Source organism: Methanobacterium sp. (genome assembly GCA_012838205.1).
In the GTDB taxonomy this organism is placed as follows: domain Archaea; phylum Methanobacteriota; class Methanobacteria; order Methanobacteriales; family Methanobacteriaceae; genus Methanobacterium.
Window position 1 is genome coordinate 22,833 of the sequence record DUPR01000031.1, and the last position, 22,934, is coordinate 45,766.

Genomic DNA, 22,934 nt, shown 5'->3' on the forward strand with positions numbered 1-22,934 from the left:
GATTTTAGAACCACGATAATTCAATTATACTAAAAGTAACGTAAAACATAAATTTAGAGGCATTTTAAATGGATGAAATAAAATTCACTATTGATGGGATACAAGTAAAAGCCCAAGAGGGAGACACAATTCTCCAAGCTGCCACCAGAAATGGAATTTATATTCCTCATCTCTGTTATCATCCTGATCTTAAACCTAGGGGTGCTTGTAGGTTATGTTTGGTTGAAAATGAAGATGGACGCCTAGTAACTTCTTGTGAAACCCTAGTAAAAGGAGGAATGTCAGTTTCAACAACCAGTAAACGTGTTGAAAATTCCCGAAAAATGGTAGCACAACTCCTCATTGCCAACCATGAATCAGAATGCCTTACTTGTGCACAGAACAATCAGTGCAAGTTACAAGAAATAGCATCTTTTTTTGGAATTGAAAATGAAAATATTTCCAATCTAAGACATTCACTACTTGAAGTCCCAGTTGATGAATCAAATCCTTTTTTTACTCGTGATTTAAAGAAATGTGTGCTATGTGGCATTTGTGTGCAGACATGTAGAGATCGTTTAGGCGTCAGTGCCATAGATTTTGGTTTCAGGGGATATGAAACTCGTATCACCACATTAATGGACAAACCAATCCTAGAATCAAACTGCGTATCATGCGGAGAATGTGTTGTGGCTTGTCCAGTAGGGGCTCTGGTTCCTAAAGAAAATCAAAAACCCTCTAGAGAAGTAAAAACCACTTGTACTTATTGTGGTGTTGGATGTGGACTGTACTTGGGTGTAAGAGGTGAAAAAATCATTAGTGCAAGAGGCGACCCAGAACACCCCTTAAGTAAGGGTAATCTCTGTGTTAAAGGTAGATATGGATTTAATTTTATTAATCATCCAGACCGGTTAAATAAACCTCTAATAAAGAAGAATGGAGCTTTTGAAGAGGTGGAATGGGATGAAGCTCTTGAATTTGCCGCACAAAAACTTTCTAAGTATGGTAATAACTCATTTTCAGCTATATCTTCTGCCCGTTGTACGAATGAGGATAATTACGTCTTGCAAAAATTCACTCGGCTAGTTATGGGAACAAATAATATTGATAACTCAGCTCGGTCATGTCATGCACCTTCAGTAGCGGCACTGGCAGAAAGTCTGGGTAGTGGGGCAATGAGCAACTCAATAGATGAAATACCGCATGCTAAATGTCTTTTTTTGATAGGTACCAATCCTACTGATAGTTACCCTGTTTTAAGTATGAGAATAATGGATGCTGTTAGAAATGGGGCTAAAATTATTGTAGCCGATCCTAGAAACATTGATATTGCTCGTCATGCGGATATAAACATCCAACACAATCCCGGAACTGATGTGGCTCTAATAATGGGCATGATTCAAGTTATAATCCATGAAGATCTCATAGATAAGGAATTCATCCAGGAACGATGTGAAAACTTCGAAGCATTGCTGGAATCTCTGGATGAGTTTGACTTGGAAACTGTGGAAGAAATCACCGGAGTAACTCAACGAAAAATAGTTGATGCAGCACGATTGTATGCTACAACAGATCATGCTGCTATATTTTATTCATTGGGGATAACTGAACATTCTCATGGTACTGATAATGTTTTTGCCCTATCTAACTTGGCATTATTAACTGGAAACTTTGGCAAACCATATTCAGGGGTTAATCCTATCCGGGGTCAGAATAATGTTCAGGGTTCGTGTGATATGGGATGTTTACCAGACTCCTATCCGGGTTATCAGAAGGTTCAAAATCCAGAGGCTCAGAAGAAATTTGAAAAGGCCTGGAATTCTAAACTCAGCCCTAATGTAGGATTAAAAATTCTTGAAATGATGGAATCTGTCCGCAAAGGCGAAATAAAAGCCATGTATATTATGGGTGAGAATCCGGCACTTTCAGAACCAGATTCTTCCAACATTATCCAGGCTTTAGAATCAACTGAATTTCTGATTGTGCAAGATCTGTTCATGACGGAAACTGCTCTCAGGGCAGATCTGGTTTTACCAGGTGCTTCTTTCGCTGAAAAAGATGGAACTTTTGCCAATGCTGACAGACGTGTTCAAAGAGTGAGGCAAGTTATAAAACCGGTTGGCGATTCTAAACCAGATTGGCAGATTATTTCCGAAATAGCTCAAAAAATGGGAATAGAAGGCTTTGATTATGAGAGCTCTGAAGATGTTGCTGCTGAAATAGCTGGACTGGCCCCAATTTATGGTGGAATGTACTATTCTTGTCTTGAAGAAGATAGTAAACAGTGGCCCTGTTATCATGAGGAACATGAAGGAACATCAATTCTTCACAAGGAACATTTTGCCACTGAAAGCGGTAAAGCTAAGTTTGTTCCATTAAGTTATAGGCAGCCAGCTGAATTACCAGATGAACAATATCCTTTGGTACTTACTACTGGTCGCAGAATTTTTCATTATCACACTAGTACAATGACGGGTGTGAATGAAGGGCTGAAAGAACTCTATGATCATGATCCAGTGGAAATGAGTCCTGAAGACGCTGAAAAAATTGGTGTTTCTGATGGGGACTGGGTATGGGTTATTTCTCGCAGAGGGAAAATTAAATCTCCAGTTTTAATTACTGATAGATCACCCGAAGGCTTGGTTTTCATGGCATTCCATTCACCTGAAACTAAAACTAATATTATAACCAGCCCGGCATGTGATCCTGTAACCAAGACTCCTGAATTCAAATATTGTGTAGTTAGGATTGAAAAATGCATTGTATAAGTAAACGGGTCTAAACATTCGTAAAAGAATTATATCCCTAAAAATTTTATTTTTCTATTTAACAACCATTATAATAAGGTTTTCTCTTATTAATTGCCTCTAAGAATAGTTTTTCTAGTTCCCTGTTTGATGCTCCATTTCTCATGGGATCTATGAGATCTACAAGGTTGTCGTTTCTAAGTAAACACGGTTTAATTTTCCCATCAGGAGTTATTCTCAGTCTTGTGCAATTTTTACAGAATTCAGTGTTGTCCATTGGACGTACGACTTCTATTTCCCCTCCTTCAAGGAAATATTTTTTCCTATCTTGCATGAAAGCACGTGTTTTAATGTTTGTTGCCTTCTTTTTAAGTTTTTCTTCTATAATCTTCATATCATAATAATATTCATCGAAAAAATCAGAATCAGGACAGCTTTCAGTTTTTAAGAGCTCAATGATCTGTAGAATTACTCCATATTCTTTGCAAAAATGGAACATGTCCCATATCTCATTATGGTTCAATCCTTTCATCACCACCATATTTACCTTAACTGGGTACAGTCCAACTTGCACTGCTTTTTTTATCCCTCTTTTCACATGTTCAAGGTAGTTGCTTTTGGTTATGAACTGGTAAGTTTGTGGGTTGAGGGTGTCAAAACTGACATTTACCCGGTTTAACCCGACATTTTTCAGTGAAAGAGCATATTTCTCCAGTAATATTCCATTAGTGGTTAAAGAAACATCTTGAAATCCTATTTTTGATATTCTTCTGACAATATCAATAATATCTTCTCTGATTAGTGGTTCTCCTCCAGATAGTCTGATTTTCTTTATTCCAATATTTTTAGCAATTAAAGAAATTCTTTCTATTTCTTGAGAGTTCATCTCATATTCCTGGGGAATAATACCGTCATGGTGGCAATAAAAGCAGTGAATATTGCAACGATTAGTTATGGATATGCGGAGGGAAATAATTGGCCTCTGAAAATTGTCTGTCTTTAAATCATTCATAAAACTTCAACCATACTTAGCATTTCAATTTTCATTTTTTTTTGGTTTACTTTTAGTCTTCGCTATTTCTAATCCATAGTTCTATGTTCTTGTAAATGTTTTCATCTTCATCAGTTGCTATTTGATCAGTTTTCAGAGTGCTAATCATGCCCATAATGCTCTTTTTAATGATATCTTGCACAAAAGGGTTTAAAGGAATTTTTTTATCACCAATGTACAGTTCAACTTCCTTTAATTTCCTCATCTTGCACTTATCTTCAGATATTTTTCCCTGTATAATGGCTTTAGACATTTCTATACAATCTTTAAAACCACATTCACCACAGTTTCCTTCCGGGATAATGCTGTACGTCCGTGTTTCAACCAAGTCAACCAAGTCAACCACATTTTCTGGTTTGGTTTTAAAAACATCAATATTAGCGATAGTAAAATCATCTTTTTCACTTGTAGTTGAAATTTTAGCATAATTAGATGATTTGAATCCTTCAATAACAACGTAATCTGGATTTTCAGTGCTTGAAACGATTTTAAGGATATTTTTCAATGATAATAATTTGTTTATAAAAAAGAAAGTGCCCTTTCCCGAACCAACAACTATTTTTGCTCCTGCTTCCCGGTGTTTCCAAGTATCTTTTCCCTCTAAATCAAAGTCATGGTGTGTATGTTTAATGGTACCTACTTTGTAACCTCTTTTAGATAGTTCTTTAACTATCATGGTTACAAGGGTTGTTTTGCCAGTGTTTTTTGTTCCTACCACGGTTATTATCTTCATGATTCCACCTTTTTATGGTGAATAAATATTCAACTTTACTTTATTGCTGCCGCACTGTATTTCTGGGCATATTTACATTTTTTTTAGTTTTTAGAGCAATAATGAGGTATTGAAGTGTCCAAATAGGAGGGAGTGTTAACGTCAAATGCAAGTTTTTTTTACATAATAATTCGTGTAATTATATTGTAAGCGTGTGGTTATCTAATGGGATTCATTTAAAAATAAATTAATCAGACTTTTACCATGGCAATGGCCGCTGCTTTAAATCCTATATATACTTCTTTTCCAAGGTTCAAATTTAATTGTTCCCGGGCATATTCAGTTATATCTACAAAAAGGCTTATTTCCCCTAAATCCACATTTAGCCTAATAAGGTTGTCTTTTAATTCCATGCGAGTGATTTTTCCTGGAAAAATATTACGTACACTTGATTCTTGTGGTTTTAACATTACAAATATGTCATCTGGGCTGATTAAAACCAGTACTTTGTCTCCAACACCAAAATTCCCTCGTAGAGGGAGTATGACTTTATTCCCATTTAAATAAATGTTGGCAATTCTATTTTCGGTATCAATATGCGAAATTTCTCCTTCAATCTCATTAACATCGGCATGCATCTTCAATATACTTTCAACTTTGCGATATTCTCTTAATACTTTTTTTCCCTCTTTTGTTAGTGTGCTTCCGCCACCTCCTCCTTTTCCGCCTCTTTTTGTTGACACGACTGTTTTGTTGAGATCATTTTCTAAGTTTTCAATATATTTAAGGGCGCTACGATATGGTATTTCGGCGTTTTTTGAAGCCAGTGTTATGGATCCACATTGGTCAATGTACTTTAAAAGCTCGAATTTCTTTTTATTCAGCAGTATTATCTTGTCATCCAAGTTCAATCGGTATTGTGGTCCATCTTTTGAACTATCCATATGTCGCACCTTAAACTAATTTAGTGATCAAACTTATTATATCTATTACTTGCTATGTGGAGTGTTATTTTTATGGGGTTTATGGGGTTTTTTAAACAGTTTTTTTTTATTCCAACTTTCTTAATGAATGTTGTTTAATTTGATAGGGGGATTGCAGTGTGAGATAGTAAACATTAAATCACTTTTTTCAATCCATAAGATTATGTCTGTCTGATTTTTTCCTCTTGTTACTCCATAATTCTAGTTTTATGATTTTTAAGCCGAAATGATGGGGGTATCTGGTTTTAAATCTAATATAATGAACCACTGATACACAGATATATGTGTATTTACTGCACATTAGTATATAAGGATGCCGGATTAGTCTTAGTAGGAATGTATAAATATACTGGATGATTTATGTGTAATCAACACACTTAGTGCCAACTATATGTTTTCAAGGAATTTCATTGAAACAATTTAAAAAATTTAAATTAAACAAAGCTTTTGAATTATCAAAAAATCAGTATAAAATCTTCACATGATCATATTGGTGCTGTGCGTGTCTTGATTTAGAATTAATTCCATAATGGGATTAATTCCATATTGCTCAATAGAAATATGGAGGTAAAAAATGGTTTCTAATACGAAAGAAGTCAAAGACTTGGACTTTGATGTAACAAGATCAGCCGACGAAGAGCGTAAGCTGGCTTTCAAAGACGAAGTCTGCATTGGCTGTGGTATCTGTGAAAAAGTATGCCCAGTAGAAGCAATCGAACTCGGTGATGTCGGGGCTATTGTCAGAACAGAAGCCGATGAAGCAAAAATATGCGTTGACGAAAACAAATGTGTTCTATGTGGTATGTGCAGCGTGGGATGCCCTGTTGATGCTCTAGAATTCACCATTGACGGTGAATCAATCAAGAACATGGATGTTTATCCACAATATCTGTCTTCTGCTGAAATCGACGATGAAACATGTATTTATTGTAAAGCATGTGAAGTGGCATGTCCTCGAGAAGCAATCACCATTGCCCGTGAACTGCCAGAACGAGCCAAGTTGGTAACCGGTGAAATAGAAATTGACAAAGATACTTGTATTTACTGTGGTGTCTGTGAAGAAGTGTGCCCTGCTGATGCAATTACTATGGACAGTAAAATCCCAACCTCATCTGACCCTTCAGTGGCTTCAGACATAAACGTGGACACAGATAAATGTGTCTATTGTTTGGTATGTAAAAAAGCCTGTCCAGTTGATGCCATAATGGCAGCATGTAGAACATGTTCATATGGGGAATACGACTTAGACCCTGCAGACGCCGAAATCAAAGGAAGCTCATTCATTGATGATGATCTATGCGTTAGGTGCGGATGGTGTGAAGAAGTCTGCCCAGTAGACGCTGCCAAAGTTAAAAAACCTTTCAAAGGCGAAATAACAGTAGATCAGGACAAGTGTTCCACTTGTGGTGCTTGTGTGGATATATGTCCATGTGATGTCTACTCTTTCCCTCAGCCAGATGAATCAGGACAAATCGTAGACAAAGTGTTTAAAGATGAGACCTATTGCATCTACTGTGGAGCATGTGAAAATGTCTGTCCAGTAGACGCCATTAAAGTCAAGAGAACCGATGTGGACTACACACCAACCAAGTCCAAATCATGGAAAAACAAGATGGAATCTCTTAAAACCTAAAATTTTAGGTGATAAATTATGGAATTGAAAGTAGAACAAGATAACTGCCTGGGATGTGGAGTATGTGTTGTCGCATGCCCGATAAACGTCTCCATCAGTCCTGAAGTAGCAGGTGGTCACGGATCCAAAACTGAAGAAGTAATCATGATGGTAGAAAACGGAGTAATCAAACTCTTCAGCCCAGAAAAATGTACAAAATGTGGAACATGTCAATTGTTCTGCCCTACAGATGCAATATGGCTGGAATGAGGTGTAAAAATGACTTATATAGAAAAACCCGTCGTTCCAAAAGTTGTTAAATTAGAAGAACCAACAGCCAAAGAACGAAGAATATTGGACATGATGCTGAACACCGGCTCAGACATCTATCAGGGTGCATGTAAAAAAAGAGGTTCAACTTGTAAGGATGAATACCGAAAAGTCTGCGGAGTTGCTTACATGGATCCTAAAGACATGGCAAAAATTGGCGTTGCTAATTGGGATAGTGTGAAAGTAACCACAGATTGGGGAGAGGTAATAGTATCTTCAGTTCACTCAAGGGACGCACCTCACGAAGGAACCATATTCATTCCAAAAGGCCCCTGGGCCAACGTAATAACTAGCCACGAAACATACTGCTGTTGTGACCCCACTTACAAAGGGATTTACTGTACTGTAGAAAAAACTGATGAACCAGTTTTATTAATGGCTGACCTCATGAGAGCAGTCTACAAAAAATATGTTGAAGACGAAGAAACCATCCCTGAGTTAAAATCACTCGGTGAGATGCCCGTCTACAAGAAAAAATAAGGAGGCCGATTAAAGTGGCATACGAACCACCAGTAACTGATTATGATGAAATCGTCGAAAATGGAACATGCGCCTTTTGCGGATGTAACTGTGACGATTTAGATTTCTTAATAAAAGATGGGCACGTAGTCGGGGTACGACACGCCTGTCGACTCGGCGCCAGCAAAGTCATGGAGGACATGGATCAAAGGCTCCTGGTCCCCATGATACGAGATGAAAACGGTGAACTACAAGAAGTTGATTGGGACACCGCCCTGGATAAAGCAGCCGAACTCATAGCTAACTCAGTCCGACCCATATTTTACGGTTGGAGTGAAACATCCATTGAAACTATGAAACACGGCATCCGACTAGGTGAACTAGTGGGAGCTGTTCTTGACAACCAAGCTACTATCTGTCATGGACCATCATTACAAGCTGTACAAAACGTAGGATATCCTGTCGCAACCTTGGGAGAAGTTAAAAACCGTGCAGACATGATTGTTTACACTGGAAGTAACCCAATGAACTCTCACCCAAGACACATGGCACGATACAGTACCTTCCCCAGAGGATGGTTCAGACAAAGAGGACGATTTGACCGTACAGTGGTCACAATGGATCCTAAATACAGCGACACTGCCAAAATGTCTGACATATGGATTGGTTTTGAACAGAACGGGGATTATGGATTCTATAATGCAATACGGGCAGCTTTAAGAGGAAAAGAAATCGATCAAGACTTTGTTTCTGGCATACCAAAAGAAGACATAATGGAATTAGCTGAAGCCATGAAAAACGTTCAGTTCGGAGCATTATACTTTGGACTGGGGCTGACACACACATTATCCAAGCAAAGAAACATTGACATGGCTATTGAAATGTTAGCCGACCTAAACAAGTACACAAAATGGGTGTTAACTCCTATGAGAGGACACTTCAATGTTAATGGATTTAACATATTCATGGCATATGAAATGGGATTCCCATATGGTGTAGACTTTGCCCGCGGATACCCCCGATACATGAATGGTGAAACCAACACCATTGATTTGTTAACTCGGAAAGAATGTGATGTATTTATGGTGATAGCTGCAGACCCAGGAGCTCACTACCCCGGAGGGGCAGTTAAGCACTTGGCAGAAATCCCTGTAATCCAAGTAGACATCCACTGGGGACCATCCACTGAAATAGCTGATGTAGTGCTTCCAGGATCATTTATAGGTGTAGAATGTGCTGGTACCAGCTACCGAATGGATGGTGTACCTATCTACATGAAAAAAGCCATTGACAAACCTGAAACTTGCAGAGATGACGAATGGATCATTAAAGAGTTGCACGAAAGGGTTAAAAAAATCAAAGCTAAAGAGGCCGCAGTAGCTAGTAAATAAGGTGATATCATGGAATACATACTAAAAAACGGTATAGTTTACGACCCGGCCAACAACATAGCTGGTGAAAAGAAGGATGTCATGTTCAAGGATGGAAAAATCGTTGAACAAGTATCTTCTGATGCAAAAGTCTTAGACGTTACTGACAAAATAGTCATGCCTGCCGGTGTGGACCCTCACGCCCACGTAGCAGGGCCAAAACTTGTTGTTGGAAGGATTTACAGACCAGAAGACTCAAGAAAGGGCGTTACATCTAAAACTGATGTTTGCAGATCAGAATCAGGATTTTCCATACCCAGCTGCCCAGCAACTGGGTACCGGTACTCAAGGATGGGTTACGGAACAGTGACCGAAGCTGCAGTACCCCCTCTGGAAGCTAAACACACTCACGAAGAAATAATGGCTATTCCAAACATTGACATCACGCCATTACCTCTCTTTGGTAACAACTGGTTTGTATTACAGTGGGCCAAAGAAGGAAAAATCGATGAAATAGCTGCATTTGTGGCATCATGGCTCAGAATAGTCAAAGGTTACGGAATAAAAATTGTGAACCCTTGCGGAACAGAAGCATGGGGTTGGGGTGGCAATGTCCACGGTATTGATGATCCTGTGCCCTTCTTTGACGTAACAGCTAGAGAAGTGGTTAGAGCTCTTGCACAAGCCAATGAAAAGTTAGGACTACCTCACTCAATACATGTACATCCTAACGATCTGGGACACCCAGGAAACTATCCAACCACAGTTAACACCTTGGACTGTGTCAAAGACATCGCCAAGAATGGTTCAAAAAGAAACCAGACAATTCACTTAACCCACGCCCAATTCCACTCCTATGCTGGGACAAGCTGGAGGGATGTAGAATCCGGGGCCAAAGAAGTTGCCGATTATATAAATAACAACAAACACGTAACTTGTGATATAGGTCAAGTTACTTTAGATGAAACCACTACCATGACGGCAGACGGGCCAATGGAATTCGACTTGCATGAACTCAATGGTCTTAAATGGGCTAATAAGGACATTGAATTGGAAACAGGATCTGGAATTGTTCCATTTATATACTCTGGAAAAGCACCAGTCCCTTCCTTCCAATGGGGTGTAGGACTTGAACTGTTCTTAAGAATCAAAGACCCCTGGCAAGTATGTTTAACCACTGACCACCCAAATGCTGGTCCATTCATCCGATACCCTAGAATCATATCCTGGCTCATGAGTAATGAGCGCCGACAGGAAATGATGGATAACGGAGAAGTAAGAGTATGGTCATACAAACGAACTGGACTAGGAACTCTGGACAGAGAATATGATTTCAATGAAATAGCCACCATTACCCGGGCATCTGCCGCTAAAATCTACGGATATCAGGACAGGGGAGAATTAACTCCAGGATATAATGCAGACATAGCAGTATATGACCTGAACCCCAACGACATAGACCCATCCAAAGAACCTGCAGCAATAGAACACGCATTTGGAAACGCAATGTACACCATCAAAGATGGCCAGATACTGGTTAAAGATGGAGAGGTTGTAAAAGTGGTTCCAAGTCATACATTATGGACTGATGTGAAAGGTTTCGAAGAACAAGAAAAAGCAGTGATGGAGGAAGTTATGCCTACATTCACACGTTTCTACACAGTTAAATTCGAAAACTATCAAGTACAAGACCATTTCACACCTAATCCAATAGTGACAGAGGTCAATGCAGGTAAATAAGGGGGTATTAAGAGTGAAAACAATAACATTAACCCTAAAGAAAAAATCTCAAATAGCCCTAGAATTCGATGAACTAATCCCAGATAAAGTGTTCAACTGGGAGAAAGCAGACTTCGAAAAATACCAAGTACCAGTTGGAAACAGAAGATTCCCATTAACCGACTACTTCGATATTGAAGTAGAAGGAGAAGCAACTGGTCCTGAAGAAGTTAAAATGATTCTTGATGGTGACTTCGGCCGAGTTAAATACATCGGTTGTAAGATGGGCGCTGGAGAGATCATTGTTAACGGAGATGCTGACTTGCACTGCGGAGCAGAAATGAAAGGCGGTAAAATTACCGTTAATGGTGACGCTGAAAGTTATGCTGGTCGTGAAATGGAAGGTGGAGAACTTGAAATCATGGGCAGCACTAGAGAATTCTGCGGATGCTCCTACATCGGTGACTGGAGAGGCATGAGTGGTGGGAAAATCATCCTCCATGGAAACGCAGGTAAACAACTTGGAGAATGTCTATCAGGAGGAGAAATCTATGTTAAAGGAGACTGTGATATTTTAGCCGGAATCCACATGAACAAAGGTTTCATCCAGATTGACGGGGACGTTACTCGCTGGCCAGGTGGTCAGATGAAAAACGGAAACATCCTCATCAAAGGAAAACTAGGAATCCTTCTGGAAGGATTTGTCTATGATAGCATAGTTGTTGATCCTGAAATTGATGGAAAAAGCTTCTCTGGTAAATACATCAAATATAATGGGGATATAGCTGTAAATGGTAAAGGTTCACTTTACCTCAACGCAGAGAAAAACAGAGAATATTTATAATCTCTGTTTCACATATTTTTTTTTTAATACCCAAATTTTTTTAAACAGTGCAAGTGATATTATTTTATCATGTGATTTTTATGGAAGAAGAAATATTTCTAAAAGCTGACGAAACTATTGAATATATCAAAGATAATGTTGAAATGCATGATATTCTGGAAATTTCATATAATCGTATTTATGCTCCTGGAGAAGTTTTAGGACTTGAAATGGAGCAAGAATTCGGTGAAGAATTCTTGGAACTCACTTTACATTTGAGTGGAGAACTGGTTAATCAAACGGTAAAAATCAACATGCATGCCATTATGGATGACCTGATTGAGATTAGACATATTCAGGGAGATGAGTTGAAGGTTATCGTGGTGGAAGATTAATTAAAAAACTATTAATTAAGTTCTGGTGTTACAATGGCAAAAAAACTAACTATGGATTGTGAAGAAGCTATTGACTACGTTAAAAAGTACGTTAAACCGTTTGACAAGGTTGAAATGTCTTATAATCGGGTTTTCACTCCTGGTGAGGTTATAAATGTTGAAAATTGTGTTCTCAAAGATGGGAGAAAAAGCTGTACTGTTATGGTTCACCTTGATGGAGATACTATCCATAGTACGGTAGATATTGACCTTGAAGAAATTAAATATGATTTAATTGAGGTAAGGCACTGTCCTAAAGACGGTGAAGAAGTATTAATAGTTATAGACACTTGCGAAGAAGAAATCCAATAATTTTTTTTATTTTCTTAATGGGATTTTTTTGTTTTTAAATAGAGTGATAAGCATCATGACACTCTATTAAGTTAACATTTAAGGATTTAAAACTCAAATAAACTTCTTTTTCCCTTTCTATGCCTAATGATTCACAGGAATTTGGGGTTAAAACTCCTTTGAAAGTCACATCTCCCACTTGAACTTCTATCCATACTGTATGTCCTACTTCAAACATGTCCTTGACTACTCCTTTCAGCTGGTTTCTAACAGATGACACAAATTTTTCATTGGAAAATATGATGCTTTCTGGACGTATTGCCACCATTACTTCATTAGAATCGTGTTGGAAGTTGTCTGAACTGTGGATGATAATTCCAGGATCTATCTCTATCTGGAGTAAGGATTTGTCATGCCCTACAATTTCACCTTGGAATACATTGTGAACACCAACAAAGTTTGCAACAAAGTTGTGTGATGGCTTGGTAAACACTTCATCAGTGGTACCCTGTTGAAGAATTTTGCCTTCTTTCATCACTGCTACTTTCTCAGCTAAGTTGTAAACATCATTAAAATTATGTGAAACATGGATGCACGTGGTTTGGTGTTTGTTTATTACATTTTTAATGAGGGAAGTAAGATAGGCGTGAGTGTTTACATCTAGAGCTGCAAACGGTTCATCCATTAAAAGAATTTTAGGCTCTACCACAAGTGATCGGGCAATTGCAACTCTTTGCTTTTCACCACCACTTAATGTTTCAGGGTTTCTCTCTAGAAGATGATCAATTTTCAGGAGTTTAGCTATTTCTTCAACTTTTGATTGTATAATTTTTTTGGCATTGATTTTTTTTTGCAAACCATAAGAAATATTCTCAAAAACATTCATATGTGGGAAAAGAACATAATCCTGATAAACTATGCTTATACCCCTATTTTCAGGGCTTTGATTGGTTATTTTTTTCCCTTCCATAATAATTTCGCCTTTATCTGGGGTGAAAAAACCAGCAATTGTTTCTAAAAGGACAGATTTACCAGATCCTGTAGGTCCAATAATAACCAGATAATCATTTTTCTCTAAACTAAGGTTCACATCGTTCAGATGGAACTGCCCCAGTTTCACACTTAAATTCTGAACATCTAAAAACATGAAGATCAGTTCACTCCTTCCAAGTTTTCATGAGCATATTTTTCCAGAATGAATATGGCGCCGAAGGATATTAAAACCAAAATAATAGCTGCAGTAATTGCTGTATCTATATTTCCCAAGGATAAATTATAGTATATGGCAATAGGCAGTGTTTCAGTTTTTAAGTAGGTTCCACCTCCCACCAACAGAACTGCAGCAAAAGTTCCTATGCAACGGGCCAACGTAACCACAGCAGAAGCGAATATCCCTCCTTTAGCCAGTGGCAAGGTTATTTTTCTAAATGTTTCAAATTCCCCATATCCTAAACTCCTGGAAACAAATTCGTAACGGGGATTGACATAATTGAATGTGGAGTAAAGTATTCTAACGGCATAAGGAAGGGCAACAAAGAATTGGGCAATAATAATCCCGGTTGTTGTGAAAACAATGTCAATACCTAAGTTTTCAAGCGAATTTCCAAGGAATTGATCTCCGAAAATCATCAGCAATGCAATACCTAACACAATTTCAGGGAAGGCCATGGGAAGATCTAAAATACTCTTTACTAAACTTTTTAATGGAAACGAGTATCTGGATAAGGAATAAGCAGTTGGAACAGCCACCAATATTACACAAAACGCGGCAAGTACTGAAGTAGATAAAGTTAATTTAATTGAGGTAATCATTTCATTTGAAAAAATAGCTGATAAAAAACCTTCAGCAGAGGGCATTATGAATAAAGTACCTATAATGATAAATAAAAAGGCTGTAAAAATAAAGGATATTGATATGAAGATTATTTCCAGCTTACTTCTCATGCTCATCCCCATAAATAATTGATCTAATGGTTATTGATAAATAGTTATCAAGCTGACTTAATCTTCACATCACTTATATTTTTCATCACTGCACTGGTTTAAAGCCGTGTTTTTTCCAAATTTCCAGACCTTCAGGGGAAGTTATGTAGTCCTCAAACTGGGTGGCTAAGTTTTTGTTTTGTGTGAAAACAGTCAAACCAACCCCAATGGTAGCGATAGCATTCTGGTCTTCTGGAATTTGAATTACTTCAATTTTATCTTGCCCTTTACCAGTGGTTGCAATGTCTTCCATTAATATAACTGCATCCACTTGTCCCGATGTAAGATAAGTCATAAGTTGGTTTACAGTAGGTGCATAAACTACAACATTTTCTTTAACAGCTTTTAAATTGCCTGTTTTATTAAGAATTTTTATGCTTTGTTTCCCTACAGCTGTGCCGTTCGTGTCTCCCAACCCGATTTTGAGTCCTGGATTACCTAAATCCTTCACTGAAGTGATATTTTTAGGGTTTCCTTTCTGAACAGCAATGACTGGAATATGGTAAACTATGGGTTTTATGGTGCCATTATCAAGATAACCTTTACTTTCAGCTTTCTCCATGAATGTCAAATCACCAGGAACAACCATATCTGCACTTTTTTGTGTATTTAACGTGGTAAATAGTTCTCCACTGTTACCATACTGTATGTTGATGGTAGTTCCGGGATTTTTTTCCTCGTAGTTGGCTTTCAGATCATCCATAGCTAGTTTTGTTCCAGCACCTGCCAGAACTGTTAGATTTCCTTTAGCACTGTTTCCACCAGTGAAAATTCCACTAGCATATAAACCTGCAGCTACAATCAAAATGGCAACTACTGCTACAATCATAATGTTTTTTAATTCCATTTTTTTTATACCTCCAATAATCCCATCACTGAGACATGCAATCTATACATCCTATAATCGATATGCACATATAAAAATATCGATATTTTGGTAACGAATATTTAACTGTGTATCTCCAGAAAATATTATTCAAAATTAATTTTAAAATGATTAATCTCTTTATACTACTCAAAAAATGATTAAATCTTAACTTTCTAATGAAAAATAAATTTAAATTTAGTAAACCTAAATCTATTCCACATGTCATGAAATATGTTTCAATGATTCCTATTTTTCATTTAAATTGGTAAATGGAGCCATGAAAAAACTCCAATCATCCGTAAACCTATATAAATAATTAGTATAGAGTAAATATATTTCAATTTTTCTGCAGGTAGCGTGTGAGATATTTTTACTCCTATTTGGGCAAGGGGCACAGTTGCACATGCTAAAATAATGAGATTTATTAGATTAATATAACCAATCGAGAATGTAGGTAACCCTGCCACATTTATCCCATTAATAATGTATGAAATAACTCCGCCCATGGCCGTGAATATTACTACCACTGATGCAGTTCCAATTGCTTTATGGACACTACAACCAATTAAAATGATCAAAAATGGTATTAATATTGTCCCACCACCAATTCCAAGTATTCCAGATAATAAACCAGTAACTAAGCCTAAAACTATTAAAATAAATGTATTTCCTTTAATTTGTCCTGAAAAGTGAGGATATTGGGAACTTAGCATCCAAACTGCCAAAAATATTATTACGATTCCAAATAGGGTACTCAAGACGTAAGCAGGGGTGTTCGCAGTTATAACGCCGCCTATGTATGCAGTTATAATACTTGATAATCCTATTATCATGGCGGGTTTAATCTCCACCGCACCTTTAATATAATGTCCTGCAGAACCACTAAGGGCTGTCGGAATAATTACTGCTAAACTTGTGCCAAATGCTATTCTAATGGCCATGTTTGGTTCAAAACCCAAAAAAAGAAGAAGCCAGAACTGAACTGGCCCCATGACAAATCCTCCGCCAACACCAAGAAGACCAGATAAAAATCCAACAAAAACACCAGTAATTAGAAGAATTAAAACATAAACAATAAAATCCACTGTTTCAATCTCCTAAAAATTTCACCACACTAGTTACTATCTAATCAAAGATTGGGACTAATATTAATCTTCAACACAACCTTTACAGACATCAGATCCGTCCTTACTTACGAATGATTCTCCACAAACTTTGCATAAACGAACATCTTTCTTGGCCTTTACTGGAACAATCACATCCACAAATTCCCAAGAGTAAACATCATCCCCTGCCCGGATAAGTTCTGAAATAGCCTCTTCATGGGGGACTTTTCTCTCATTCATGTACCATGCATGGAATACTGGATATTTAACAGTTTTTGCAGCGTCTAAGAATATCCTCACACCTTTAACATGGTCTTGCCCTGGTTTAGCTCCTTTATTAATGGTAATGGCCATTTTATCATAATCAAGGATTTTGAGTCCCTTGTTGCCAATGGTAGACCCACAAAGAATCTGAAATGGATCAGGCAAACAATTAAGAGTTTCACAAGTCACGAAAATTCTCTCCCCATCTTTAATGTCCAATAATCTTTTGGCTATTTCTAGCATCTGTAAGCCTATAAAGGCCCCAGTACTGAGATAACCATGAAAAGGGACCACTTTTTCTATCTGGGATAACATTTCTTGGTCGTCTATTTTAGCAATAATTTCGTCCATTTTTAACACCAACAATTTTTAGATTCTTTCTAGACCTATTTTTTGAATACTATTAAATAATGGGATTTTGTCCCATCTTCCAAATCTTCGCCGGTTTCCGTGTCCAATTGAACCATTGTTAAGTCATGTTTAAGGAACATTTTTTCAATTTCTTCTGGACTTCTTTTGAATTTTACTGGAGGCCCATATCCAGTATCCATTTTTTTATAATCCATAACAGCTATCCTACCATCTGGCTTCATGATCCTCTTAAGCTCACTAATGGCCTCATCAGTGCTTTTTGTGGCTACAAAATGATGGAAAACATTGATTAATAGACATACATCCACAGTGTCGTTATCAAGGTAGATTTTTTTGGTTATATCAGACTGAATAGGAATAACATTGGTTATCCCATCTTTTTCTAGATCTTTTTTTAAATCATCAATGGAAGGTTGGTAATCATCCACAGCATATATCGTTGCCTCAGAATCCATCATATCATAAGCTATCATAGCTGCATGACCATCACCACAACCTGCATCCATGAATACTTCATTTCCTTTAAGATTTAGTCTAGAAATAACGTCTCTTGCATCTATAAAAGATTCACTAGTTCTCCCTTTGATACGATGGCCATTGGATGGGTACAATCCAGTATCATTTGACATTTTTTTCACTCCAAGTAATTTCAATTAATAATTTCTATTTATCAATATATGAGCTTTGCAGGATTTTTCTTCAGAATTAATAACCCTCATTTTTTATAGGCATTTTCGAAATTACTTACTTCAATTTAATTTGAGTTATGAATAAAAACATTCTTTCAATAGATTTATAGAATAAAATTATCCTGTTTTTTCAAATAAAACCCATAATCCTGATTCATCATTAATTAGAAGATAATCGGTAATTCCAGCTTCTAAAACTGCTATTTCAAGAGCATCAACTTGTATTTTTGGAGGTTTTTGGCATGTTTTGCCTTCTGTGTGTTTAAATTCTTCTTTAACCTTTCTCCGCAACACAGCACTACCAAATCCCCCACCTATGTATCCTGCACCGCCAGGCTTTAAAACTCGATATATTTCCTTAAACGAATTAGACAAATCTTTCCAGAAAAACATGGAACCTCTGCTGAAAATGAGGTCAGCAAATTCGTCTTGAAAAGGCATCTGGTTAACGTCGCCTGCTATTAAGGTTATTCGTTTTTTGAGAGAATTTTTTTCAATTGATTTTTGTGCAATTTCTAACATTTCTCTGGAAATATCCATTGCATATATGTCAAGATGCGTTATTCTTGCCATTGCAATTGATAGGGATGCAGGACCCGCACCTACATCAATGGCAGTTCCCTCTGTTATGTTGAATTTACGGGTGATTTGATTGGCTATCAAGGGATATATAGGTACACGGGTCCTATTTATTAACATAGAATCATCAAATTTGGAATAATCATTTAATAAGGTTTCAAAACTGTGAATAATAATTAACTTTCCAGCACCCTATACCTTATTTCCTTCTTGCAAACTCTAGCGTTGATCATCCCACCACTTTGGCTGATCTTCTGGAGAAGGGCTTCAGAATCTAATATTTCAACTCCTGCTAACATATCAGCACCATAATCGAAAAACACATCACACATTGTTGTACTGGGTCCCATAATTATGGTGTAGGCATTTTCTTGCTTGGCCAATCTCAAATAACGTTCTAATCCTTTATTAATAAGGGTGGAACCGGTAATAATGATTATATCGCTTCCTGGAAACACGTATTCAGCAGCTGCATCAGTGACAATTCTTTCTTTGGGGTTGGTGAGATTTGGATTAGATTCTAATACCCAAAACTCCTTGGCAACGGCCCTTATCTCATCTATTTTTGGAAATTTACCCACCATAACCACTTTTTTTCCATGGCTATCTTCAATGATCCAATCCTGGGCATTGAAATCCTTTTTTCCACGAGGTTTCATCATAGAATTCAGGGCAGCCACTCCAATACTTGCCTCAACCAAATTCCAAGATTTAACATACTCTGCCAATTTCAGGGTTGTTGTATTGCTTAATTCACCCATATTTCGAGTATAGTTGCCATGAACTACAGGGATGCCGTATGTTTTGGAGATTCCGCCATATTTTCCATGAACACCAGTCCAGGATACTCCAACTCGCACATCCTTCACATCTGAATCATTTTCACTTGAAACTTCCAGCAATTCGTTAATTAGTTTCATAAATTCACTCAATTTTATTTATTCACACATTTAATGTTGTCCAAATTTGCAAACACATAAATTGTTCAACACATTTCACTTACTTTCTGATATTTTACGGTAGTAAGGACCTTCTGCACAAGCTTTACATAGTGTTCGCCCATCAACTATCACTTCCCTACGATCCATCACTTTATCACCGCACTCTTCACAGTATGCTCGGAATTTCGGGAATCCTGGAATTTCATGCTCACCCACATCAACTTCAACTTCTTCAATCAATAATAAATCTTTTTCTGGGGTTTTGATGAGTTTTTCAACCATTTTCTTCATATCTGGTCTTTCATCATCAGATTTTTCATTCGATTGAGTTGATTGTGGATTTTCAATTGCAGAAACTCGTACTGCCTTTCCATTTGATAGATCCAGAAAAGTAGCAGCAAATTTACCGTAATCCTTGTATTTAAGGGTACGATGTCCCATGGTAATCCCAGTTACTGCTTGAACAGCATCAGCCATACAACGATCTATCTCCACGTACACCATCAAATCTCGATTATGCTCATCAGGATTCATTCCCAGTTCTTTCAAGCCTGTCAATGCAATTTTAGTGCCAATAACTATCCCTGCACAAACATCACCATGAAATTCTTTTCCTTTATCTAAATAGCGGTTTATATTATCCATAATTTATCTCCTTATTTGTCTTGTAATGAAATTAATGAATTAATAACTCAAAAAACATGATTAAACGAGAGGAATACATATTTTTCGTTCTTCTTCAAGGTCCATAATCTTAACTCCAATATTGTATGCTTTTTCTAAGTTTTTTTCCGTAATAACTTCATTTGGAGTCCCATAATCAATAATATGGCAATCTTTCATTATAGCTACTTTATCTGCGGATATAAATGCATGATCAGGGAAATGAGAGGACATAACGACTGTAAATTCCTCTTCAGCCAGTTTATCAATAATATTAAGGGTGCGCATCTGATTTCCAAAGTCCAAGTGTGATGTTGGTTCATCCAGCAGTAAAACATCAGGTTTCTGGGTTAAAATACGTGCAAAGAATACTAGCTGTTTTTCTCCTCCACTTAATTCGGTGTAGGGCTTATCTGTCATGTGGTCAATGTTCAGTTTTTCCAAGGCTTTCTGGGCAATTACCAAATCAGCTTCTGATGGTGAAGATAAAGATGTTAAATGGGGTGCTCGGCCCATTAAAACCACATCCAAAACTTTGAATGGGAAAACAGGCCTATGTCCTTGGGGTATGTATCCAATTTGCCGTGCCAGATCTTTACTGTTTAAGGAGTAAATATTTTCACCTTTTAAGAAAATATCACCAGAATTAAGTTTTAAAAGACGATTTAAACATTTAATTAACGTGGTTTTACCAGTGCCATTGGGTCCAAGTATACACAAAACTTCTCCCTTTCCAATGGAGAAATTGATATTTTCAAAAACATTTCCACTGCCATTATAGGCAAAACTAGCATCAACTACTTTGACATGACTTTTCATGACCAACCCTCATTTCCTTTTCTAAGAAGATATAAGAAGAAAGGTGCTCCTATCAGGGCAGTTAATATTCCCAGAGGAATTTCCATCTGAGACAGATTTCGAGCTACATCATCTACTAAAAGAAGAAAAAAACCCCCTGTACATATAGTAGCAGGTAATAATTTTTTATAGTCCGGTCCAACTATTATTCGAGTTACATGGGGAATAACCAGTCCAACCCAACCAATAATTCCACTGATACTTACTGCTGCTGCGGTTAAAAGCGTGCAACAAATAATAATAATCATTCTGAGTTTTGAAACATCAATTCCCAGGGATTTGGCTTCTTCATCTCCCATGGCCAGGATGTTAATCCTCCAACGTATAATTAAAAGTAATGAAAATCCAATAATCATAGGAATTGATACTAGATAGAGGTCATCTAAAGAAGTATTGGAAAGACTGCCCATTAACCAGTATACAATTGCTGGTAACTTATCGTAAGGGTCAGCTAAATACTTGGTTATGGATATAAAAGCTGAAAATAAGGCAGCTACCGCTATTCCGCAGAGAACCATAACCAAGGTTTTCGATCCTCTGAAACTACTACCTATAGTATAGGTAAGAGTCACGGCAATTAAACCGAAACAAAATGCAGATAATTGAACTATAAACGGGCTGCCTGATAGAAGAAGAGCTAAAGCAGCACCAAAACCAGCTCCAGAGGTTACTCCCAATATATCTGGAGAAACCAGGGGGTTCTGGAATATTCCCTGGAGGGAAGCTCCTGATATGGACAGTGCAGCTCCTACCAAAAGGGCGGCCATTATGCGGGGCAGTCGTATCTCCCAAACAATAGAATATACTGCCGGTGAAGCTGCTTTGACTGGTAAAATTTTTGATAATAATGCGATAAGTACTTCAGCAGGGGATAGGGGGTATCGTCCAATAAGAAAAGAAATAAAAAATAAGAAAATTGGCAGAGCTACTATGACCGTAGTAAGAGGCATATTCTGCCAGATTTTCCTATATATAGCCATTTTCCATCACCTGTTAATTGATTATGGCTGAGGATTTAACAGATTGTTCAATTCTTCATCAGTTAACTGGTAATGGTAAAATTCAGAGTAGAATTCTTTGGTCAAACTGTTCATGTCCAAGTCCTGGAATTTATCTGGATACAATGTCTTAGCAGTCCATGGTATTCCCAGAATTATGTTAACACCCGGAGGTCTGTCAAACCAGTTAAAAGGATCCTGAGGTATTAAGAAAACCTGTTTTTCCTTAACAGCTTTTACATTCTGCCATTTAGTGTCGATGTAGACTTTCTTGTAGAATGAAGGATCTCCTACCAGAATAACATCAGGATTCCACTTCAGTACTTGTTCCATAGAAACATCTGACATGCCCATGCCTTGTTTTAGTGGAACGTCAGCAATGTTTATGCCACCAGCCAGTTCGATTAACTGTGAATGCTGTGAACCGCTAGGATCAGTTTGTAATCCTTCTGGACCCTCGGCATAATACACTTTTTTCTTTTGATTGTCCGGAATCTGGGATGCAGTGCTGTTAACTTTATTGTAAACCTTTTCATAGAAAGAGTTTAATTTATCTGCCCTATCTTCAACCCCTAAGACCTGTCCCATGAATTTAATTGATGGAGTAAATTTGGTAACATTTGAAACATCCAGAACTGCTACAACTGGTATAGCACCAAATTTGGTTTGTCTTTCGTTTACTGTATCATTGGCATTTGCAAGAGGGCTGGAACCTTCCAATACAATGTCTGGTTTTATTGAAATGAAGGTTTCGTAATTCCCAGTCTGTTTCCCAAACCAACCACCCACTTCTGTAAGGTTTTTGTATTTAGGGTCCATGTATTGCCCAGTGGGCTTGAAATTCCATCCTGCTAACTTATCAGGAGCTAATATGTAGATCATATTTGTAGTAGGGGGTGATGTAGCCACCACGGTGTTAATCTGCGTAGGAACAGTGACATTCCTCCCCACCATGTCCGTCAGCTGTTTTGTACCACCACTACTCGGTGCATAATATGTTATATAAGTACCTATAATGCCAAGAATGGCAATAACAACAATTATGGCGATTATGGTCTTATTTTTACTATTCAATTGTTTCACCTCGATTTAATGAAAATTTT

24 protein-coding genes are annotated in these 22,934 nt (G+C 37.4%); 9 read left to right on the top strand and 15 right to left on the bottom strand.

The genetic code is table 11. The features are described 5' to 3' along the window. Window positions 1-68 precede the first annotated feature (68 nt). A complete protein-coding gene (gene fdhF, locus GXZ72_04730) occupies window positions 69-2,747 on the top strand; it encodes a formate dehydrogenase subunit alpha (GenBank protein HHT18844.1) in 2,679 nt (892 codons plus the stop codon). 58 nt (window positions 2,748-2,805) lie between these two features. Here the strand turns inward: fdhF and moaA are convergent, their stop codons facing one another. The 3 genes from moaA to GXZ72_04745 form a co-directional block, all read right to left on the bottom strand. Beyond that, window positions 2,806-3,738, bottom strand: coding sequence for a GTP 3',8-cyclase MoaA (gene moaA / locus GXZ72_04735; GenBank protein HHT18845.1), 933 nt, complete (start codon window positions 3,736-3,738; stop codon window positions 2,806-2,808). Window positions 3,739-3,790: 52 nt separating this feature from the next. Continuing rightward, window positions 3,791-4,510 (bottom strand): molybdopterin-guanine dinucleotide biosynthesis protein B, encoded by a 720-nt coding sequence (gene mobB, locus GXZ72_04740; GenBank protein HHT18846.1) that lies wholly within the window; start codon window positions 4,508-4,510, stop codon window positions 3,791-3,793. A 230-nt stretch (window positions 4,511-4,740) separates the two neighbouring features. Next, window positions 4,741-5,433, bottom strand: a complete 693-nt coding sequence (locus GXZ72_04745; protein HHT18847.1) for a TOBE domain-containing protein — start codon at window positions 5,431-5,433, stop codon at window positions 4,741-4,743. A gap of 613 nt (window positions 5,434-6,046) precedes the next feature. On the opposite strand from GXZ72_04745, the gene GXZ72_04750 reads away from it, so the two are divergent. The 8 genes from GXZ72_04750 (at window position 6,047) to GXZ72_04785 (ending at window position 12,531) form a co-directional block, all read left to right on the top strand. Further along, window positions 6,047-7,105: a 4Fe-4S binding protein gene (locus GXZ72_04750; protein ID HHT18848.1), complete on the top strand. Its 1,059-nt coding sequence runs from the start codon at window positions 6,047-6,049 to the stop codon at window positions 7,103-7,105. An 18-nt stretch (window positions 7,106-7,123) separates the two neighbouring features. Then, complete coding sequence (locus GXZ72_04755; GenBank protein HHT18849.1) at window positions 7,124-7,354, top strand: 4Fe-4S binding protein; 231 nt, start codon at window positions 7,124-7,126, stop codon at window positions 7,352-7,354. A 9-nt stretch (window positions 7,355-7,363) separates the two neighbouring features. Beyond that, a complete protein-coding gene (locus GXZ72_04760; protein HHT18850.1) occupies window positions 7,364-7,894 on the top strand; it encodes a formylmethanofuran dehydrogenase in 531 nt (176 codons plus the stop codon). Between the two features lie 14 nt (window positions 7,895-7,908). Continuing rightward, window positions 7,909-9,264: a formylmethanofuran dehydrogenase subunit B gene (locus tag GXZ72_04765; GenBank protein ID HHT18851.1), complete on the top strand. Its 1,356-nt coding sequence runs from the start codon at window positions 7,909-7,911 to the stop codon at window positions 9,262-9,264. A 9-nt stretch (window positions 9,265-9,273) separates the two neighbouring features. Continuing rightward, entirely contained in the window at window positions 9,274-10,983 is a 1,710-nt protein-coding gene (locus GXZ72_04770) for a formylmethanofuran dehydrogenase subunit A (protein HHT18852.1), read from the top strand. After that, the gene (locus tag GXZ72_04775; protein ID HHT18853.1) at window positions 10,970-11,806 is read left to right on the top strand and encodes a formylmethanofuran dehydrogenase subunit C; all 837 of its coding nucleotides are present in this window, start codon (window positions 10,970-10,972) and stop codon (window positions 11,804-11,806) included. The genes GXZ72_04770 and GXZ72_04775 overlap by 14 nt, the downstream gene beginning before the upstream one ends. An 80-nt stretch (window positions 11,807-11,886) precedes the next feature. After that, window positions 11,887-12,180 (top strand): DUF2097 domain-containing protein, encoded by a 294-nt coding sequence (locus GXZ72_04780; GenBank protein HHT18854.1) that lies wholly within the window; start codon window positions 11,887-11,889, stop codon window positions 12,178-12,180. A 33-nt stretch (window positions 12,181-12,213) separates the two neighbouring features. Beyond that, on the top strand, window positions 12,214-12,531 hold the full coding sequence (locus GXZ72_04785; protein HHT18855.1) for a DUF2097 domain-containing protein: 318 nt from the start codon (window positions 12,214-12,216) through the stop codon (window positions 12,529-12,531). Window positions 12,532-12,565: 34 nt separating this feature from the next. On the opposite strand, the gene GXZ72_04790 is transcribed toward GXZ72_04785, so the two are convergent. The 12 genes from GXZ72_04790 to GXZ72_04845 all read right to left on the bottom strand — a co-directional run bounded on the left by GXZ72_04790 (window position 12,566) and on the right by GXZ72_04845 (window position 22,905). Next, window positions 12,566-13,657, bottom strand: coding sequence for an ATP-binding cassette domain-containing protein (locus GXZ72_04790; GenBank protein HHT18856.1), 1,092 nt, complete (start codon window positions 13,655-13,657; stop codon window positions 12,566-12,568). Between the two features lie 5 nt (window positions 13,658-13,662). Next, complete coding sequence (locus GXZ72_04795) at window positions 13,663-14,454, bottom strand: ABC transporter permease subunit (GenBank protein ID HHT18857.1); 792 nt, start codon at window positions 14,452-14,454, stop codon at window positions 13,663-13,665. Window positions 14,455-14,539: 85 nt separating this feature from the next. Further along, a complete protein-coding gene (gene modA, locus GXZ72_04800; GenBank protein ID HHT18858.1) occupies window positions 14,540-15,340 on the bottom strand; it encodes a molybdate ABC transporter substrate-binding protein in 801 nt (266 codons plus the stop codon). A 278-nt stretch (window positions 15,341-15,618) separates the two neighbouring features. After that, entirely contained in the window at window positions 15,619-16,446 is an 828-nt protein-coding gene (locus GXZ72_04805) for a sulfite exporter TauE/SafE family protein (protein ID HHT18859.1), read from the bottom strand. Window positions 16,447-16,509: 63 nt separating this feature from the next. Next, the gene (locus GXZ72_04810) at window positions 16,510-17,082 is read right to left on the bottom strand and encodes a formylmethanofuran dehydrogenase (GenBank protein HHT18860.1); all 573 of its coding nucleotides are present in this window, start codon (window positions 17,080-17,082) and stop codon (window positions 16,510-16,512) included. 35 nt (window positions 17,083-17,117) lie between these two features. Next, window positions 17,118-17,732, bottom strand: coding sequence for a class I SAM-dependent methyltransferase (locus GXZ72_04815; protein HHT18861.1), 615 nt, complete (start codon window positions 17,730-17,732; stop codon window positions 17,118-17,120). Between the two features lie 177 nt (window positions 17,733-17,909). After that, the gene (locus tag GXZ72_04820; protein ID HHT18862.1) at window positions 17,910-18,491 is read right to left on the bottom strand and encodes a class I SAM-dependent methyltransferase; all 582 of its coding nucleotides are present in this window, start codon (window positions 18,489-18,491) and stop codon (window positions 17,910-17,912) included. Window positions 18,492-18,547: 56 nt separating this feature from the next. Then, entirely contained in the window at window positions 18,548-19,291 is a 744-nt protein-coding gene (locus GXZ72_04825) for a DUF364 domain-containing protein (GenBank protein HHT18863.1), read from the bottom strand. A 75-nt stretch (window positions 19,292-19,366) separates the two neighbouring features. Further along, window positions 19,367-19,957, bottom strand: coding sequence for a formylmethanofuran dehydrogenase (locus GXZ72_04830; protein HHT18864.1), 591 nt, complete (start codon window positions 19,955-19,957; stop codon window positions 19,367-19,369). Between the two features lie 60 nt (window positions 19,958-20,017). Continuing rightward, window positions 20,018-20,794, bottom strand: coding sequence for an ABC transporter ATP-binding protein (locus GXZ72_04835; GenBank protein ID HHT18865.1), 777 nt, complete (start codon window positions 20,792-20,794; stop codon window positions 20,018-20,020). After that, window positions 20,791-21,813: an iron ABC transporter permease gene (locus tag GXZ72_04840; GenBank protein HHT18866.1), complete on the bottom strand. Its 1,023-nt coding sequence runs from the start codon at window positions 21,811-21,813 to the stop codon at window positions 20,791-20,793. The genes GXZ72_04835 and GXZ72_04840 overlap by 4 nt, the downstream gene beginning before the upstream one ends. A gap of 21 nt (window positions 21,814-21,834) precedes the next feature. Then, the gene (locus tag GXZ72_04845) at window positions 21,835-22,905 is read right to left on the bottom strand and encodes an ABC transporter substrate-binding protein (protein HHT18867.1); all 1,071 of its coding nucleotides are present in this window, start codon (window positions 22,903-22,905) and stop codon (window positions 21,835-21,837) included. Window positions 22,906-22,934 lie beyond the last annotated feature (29 nt).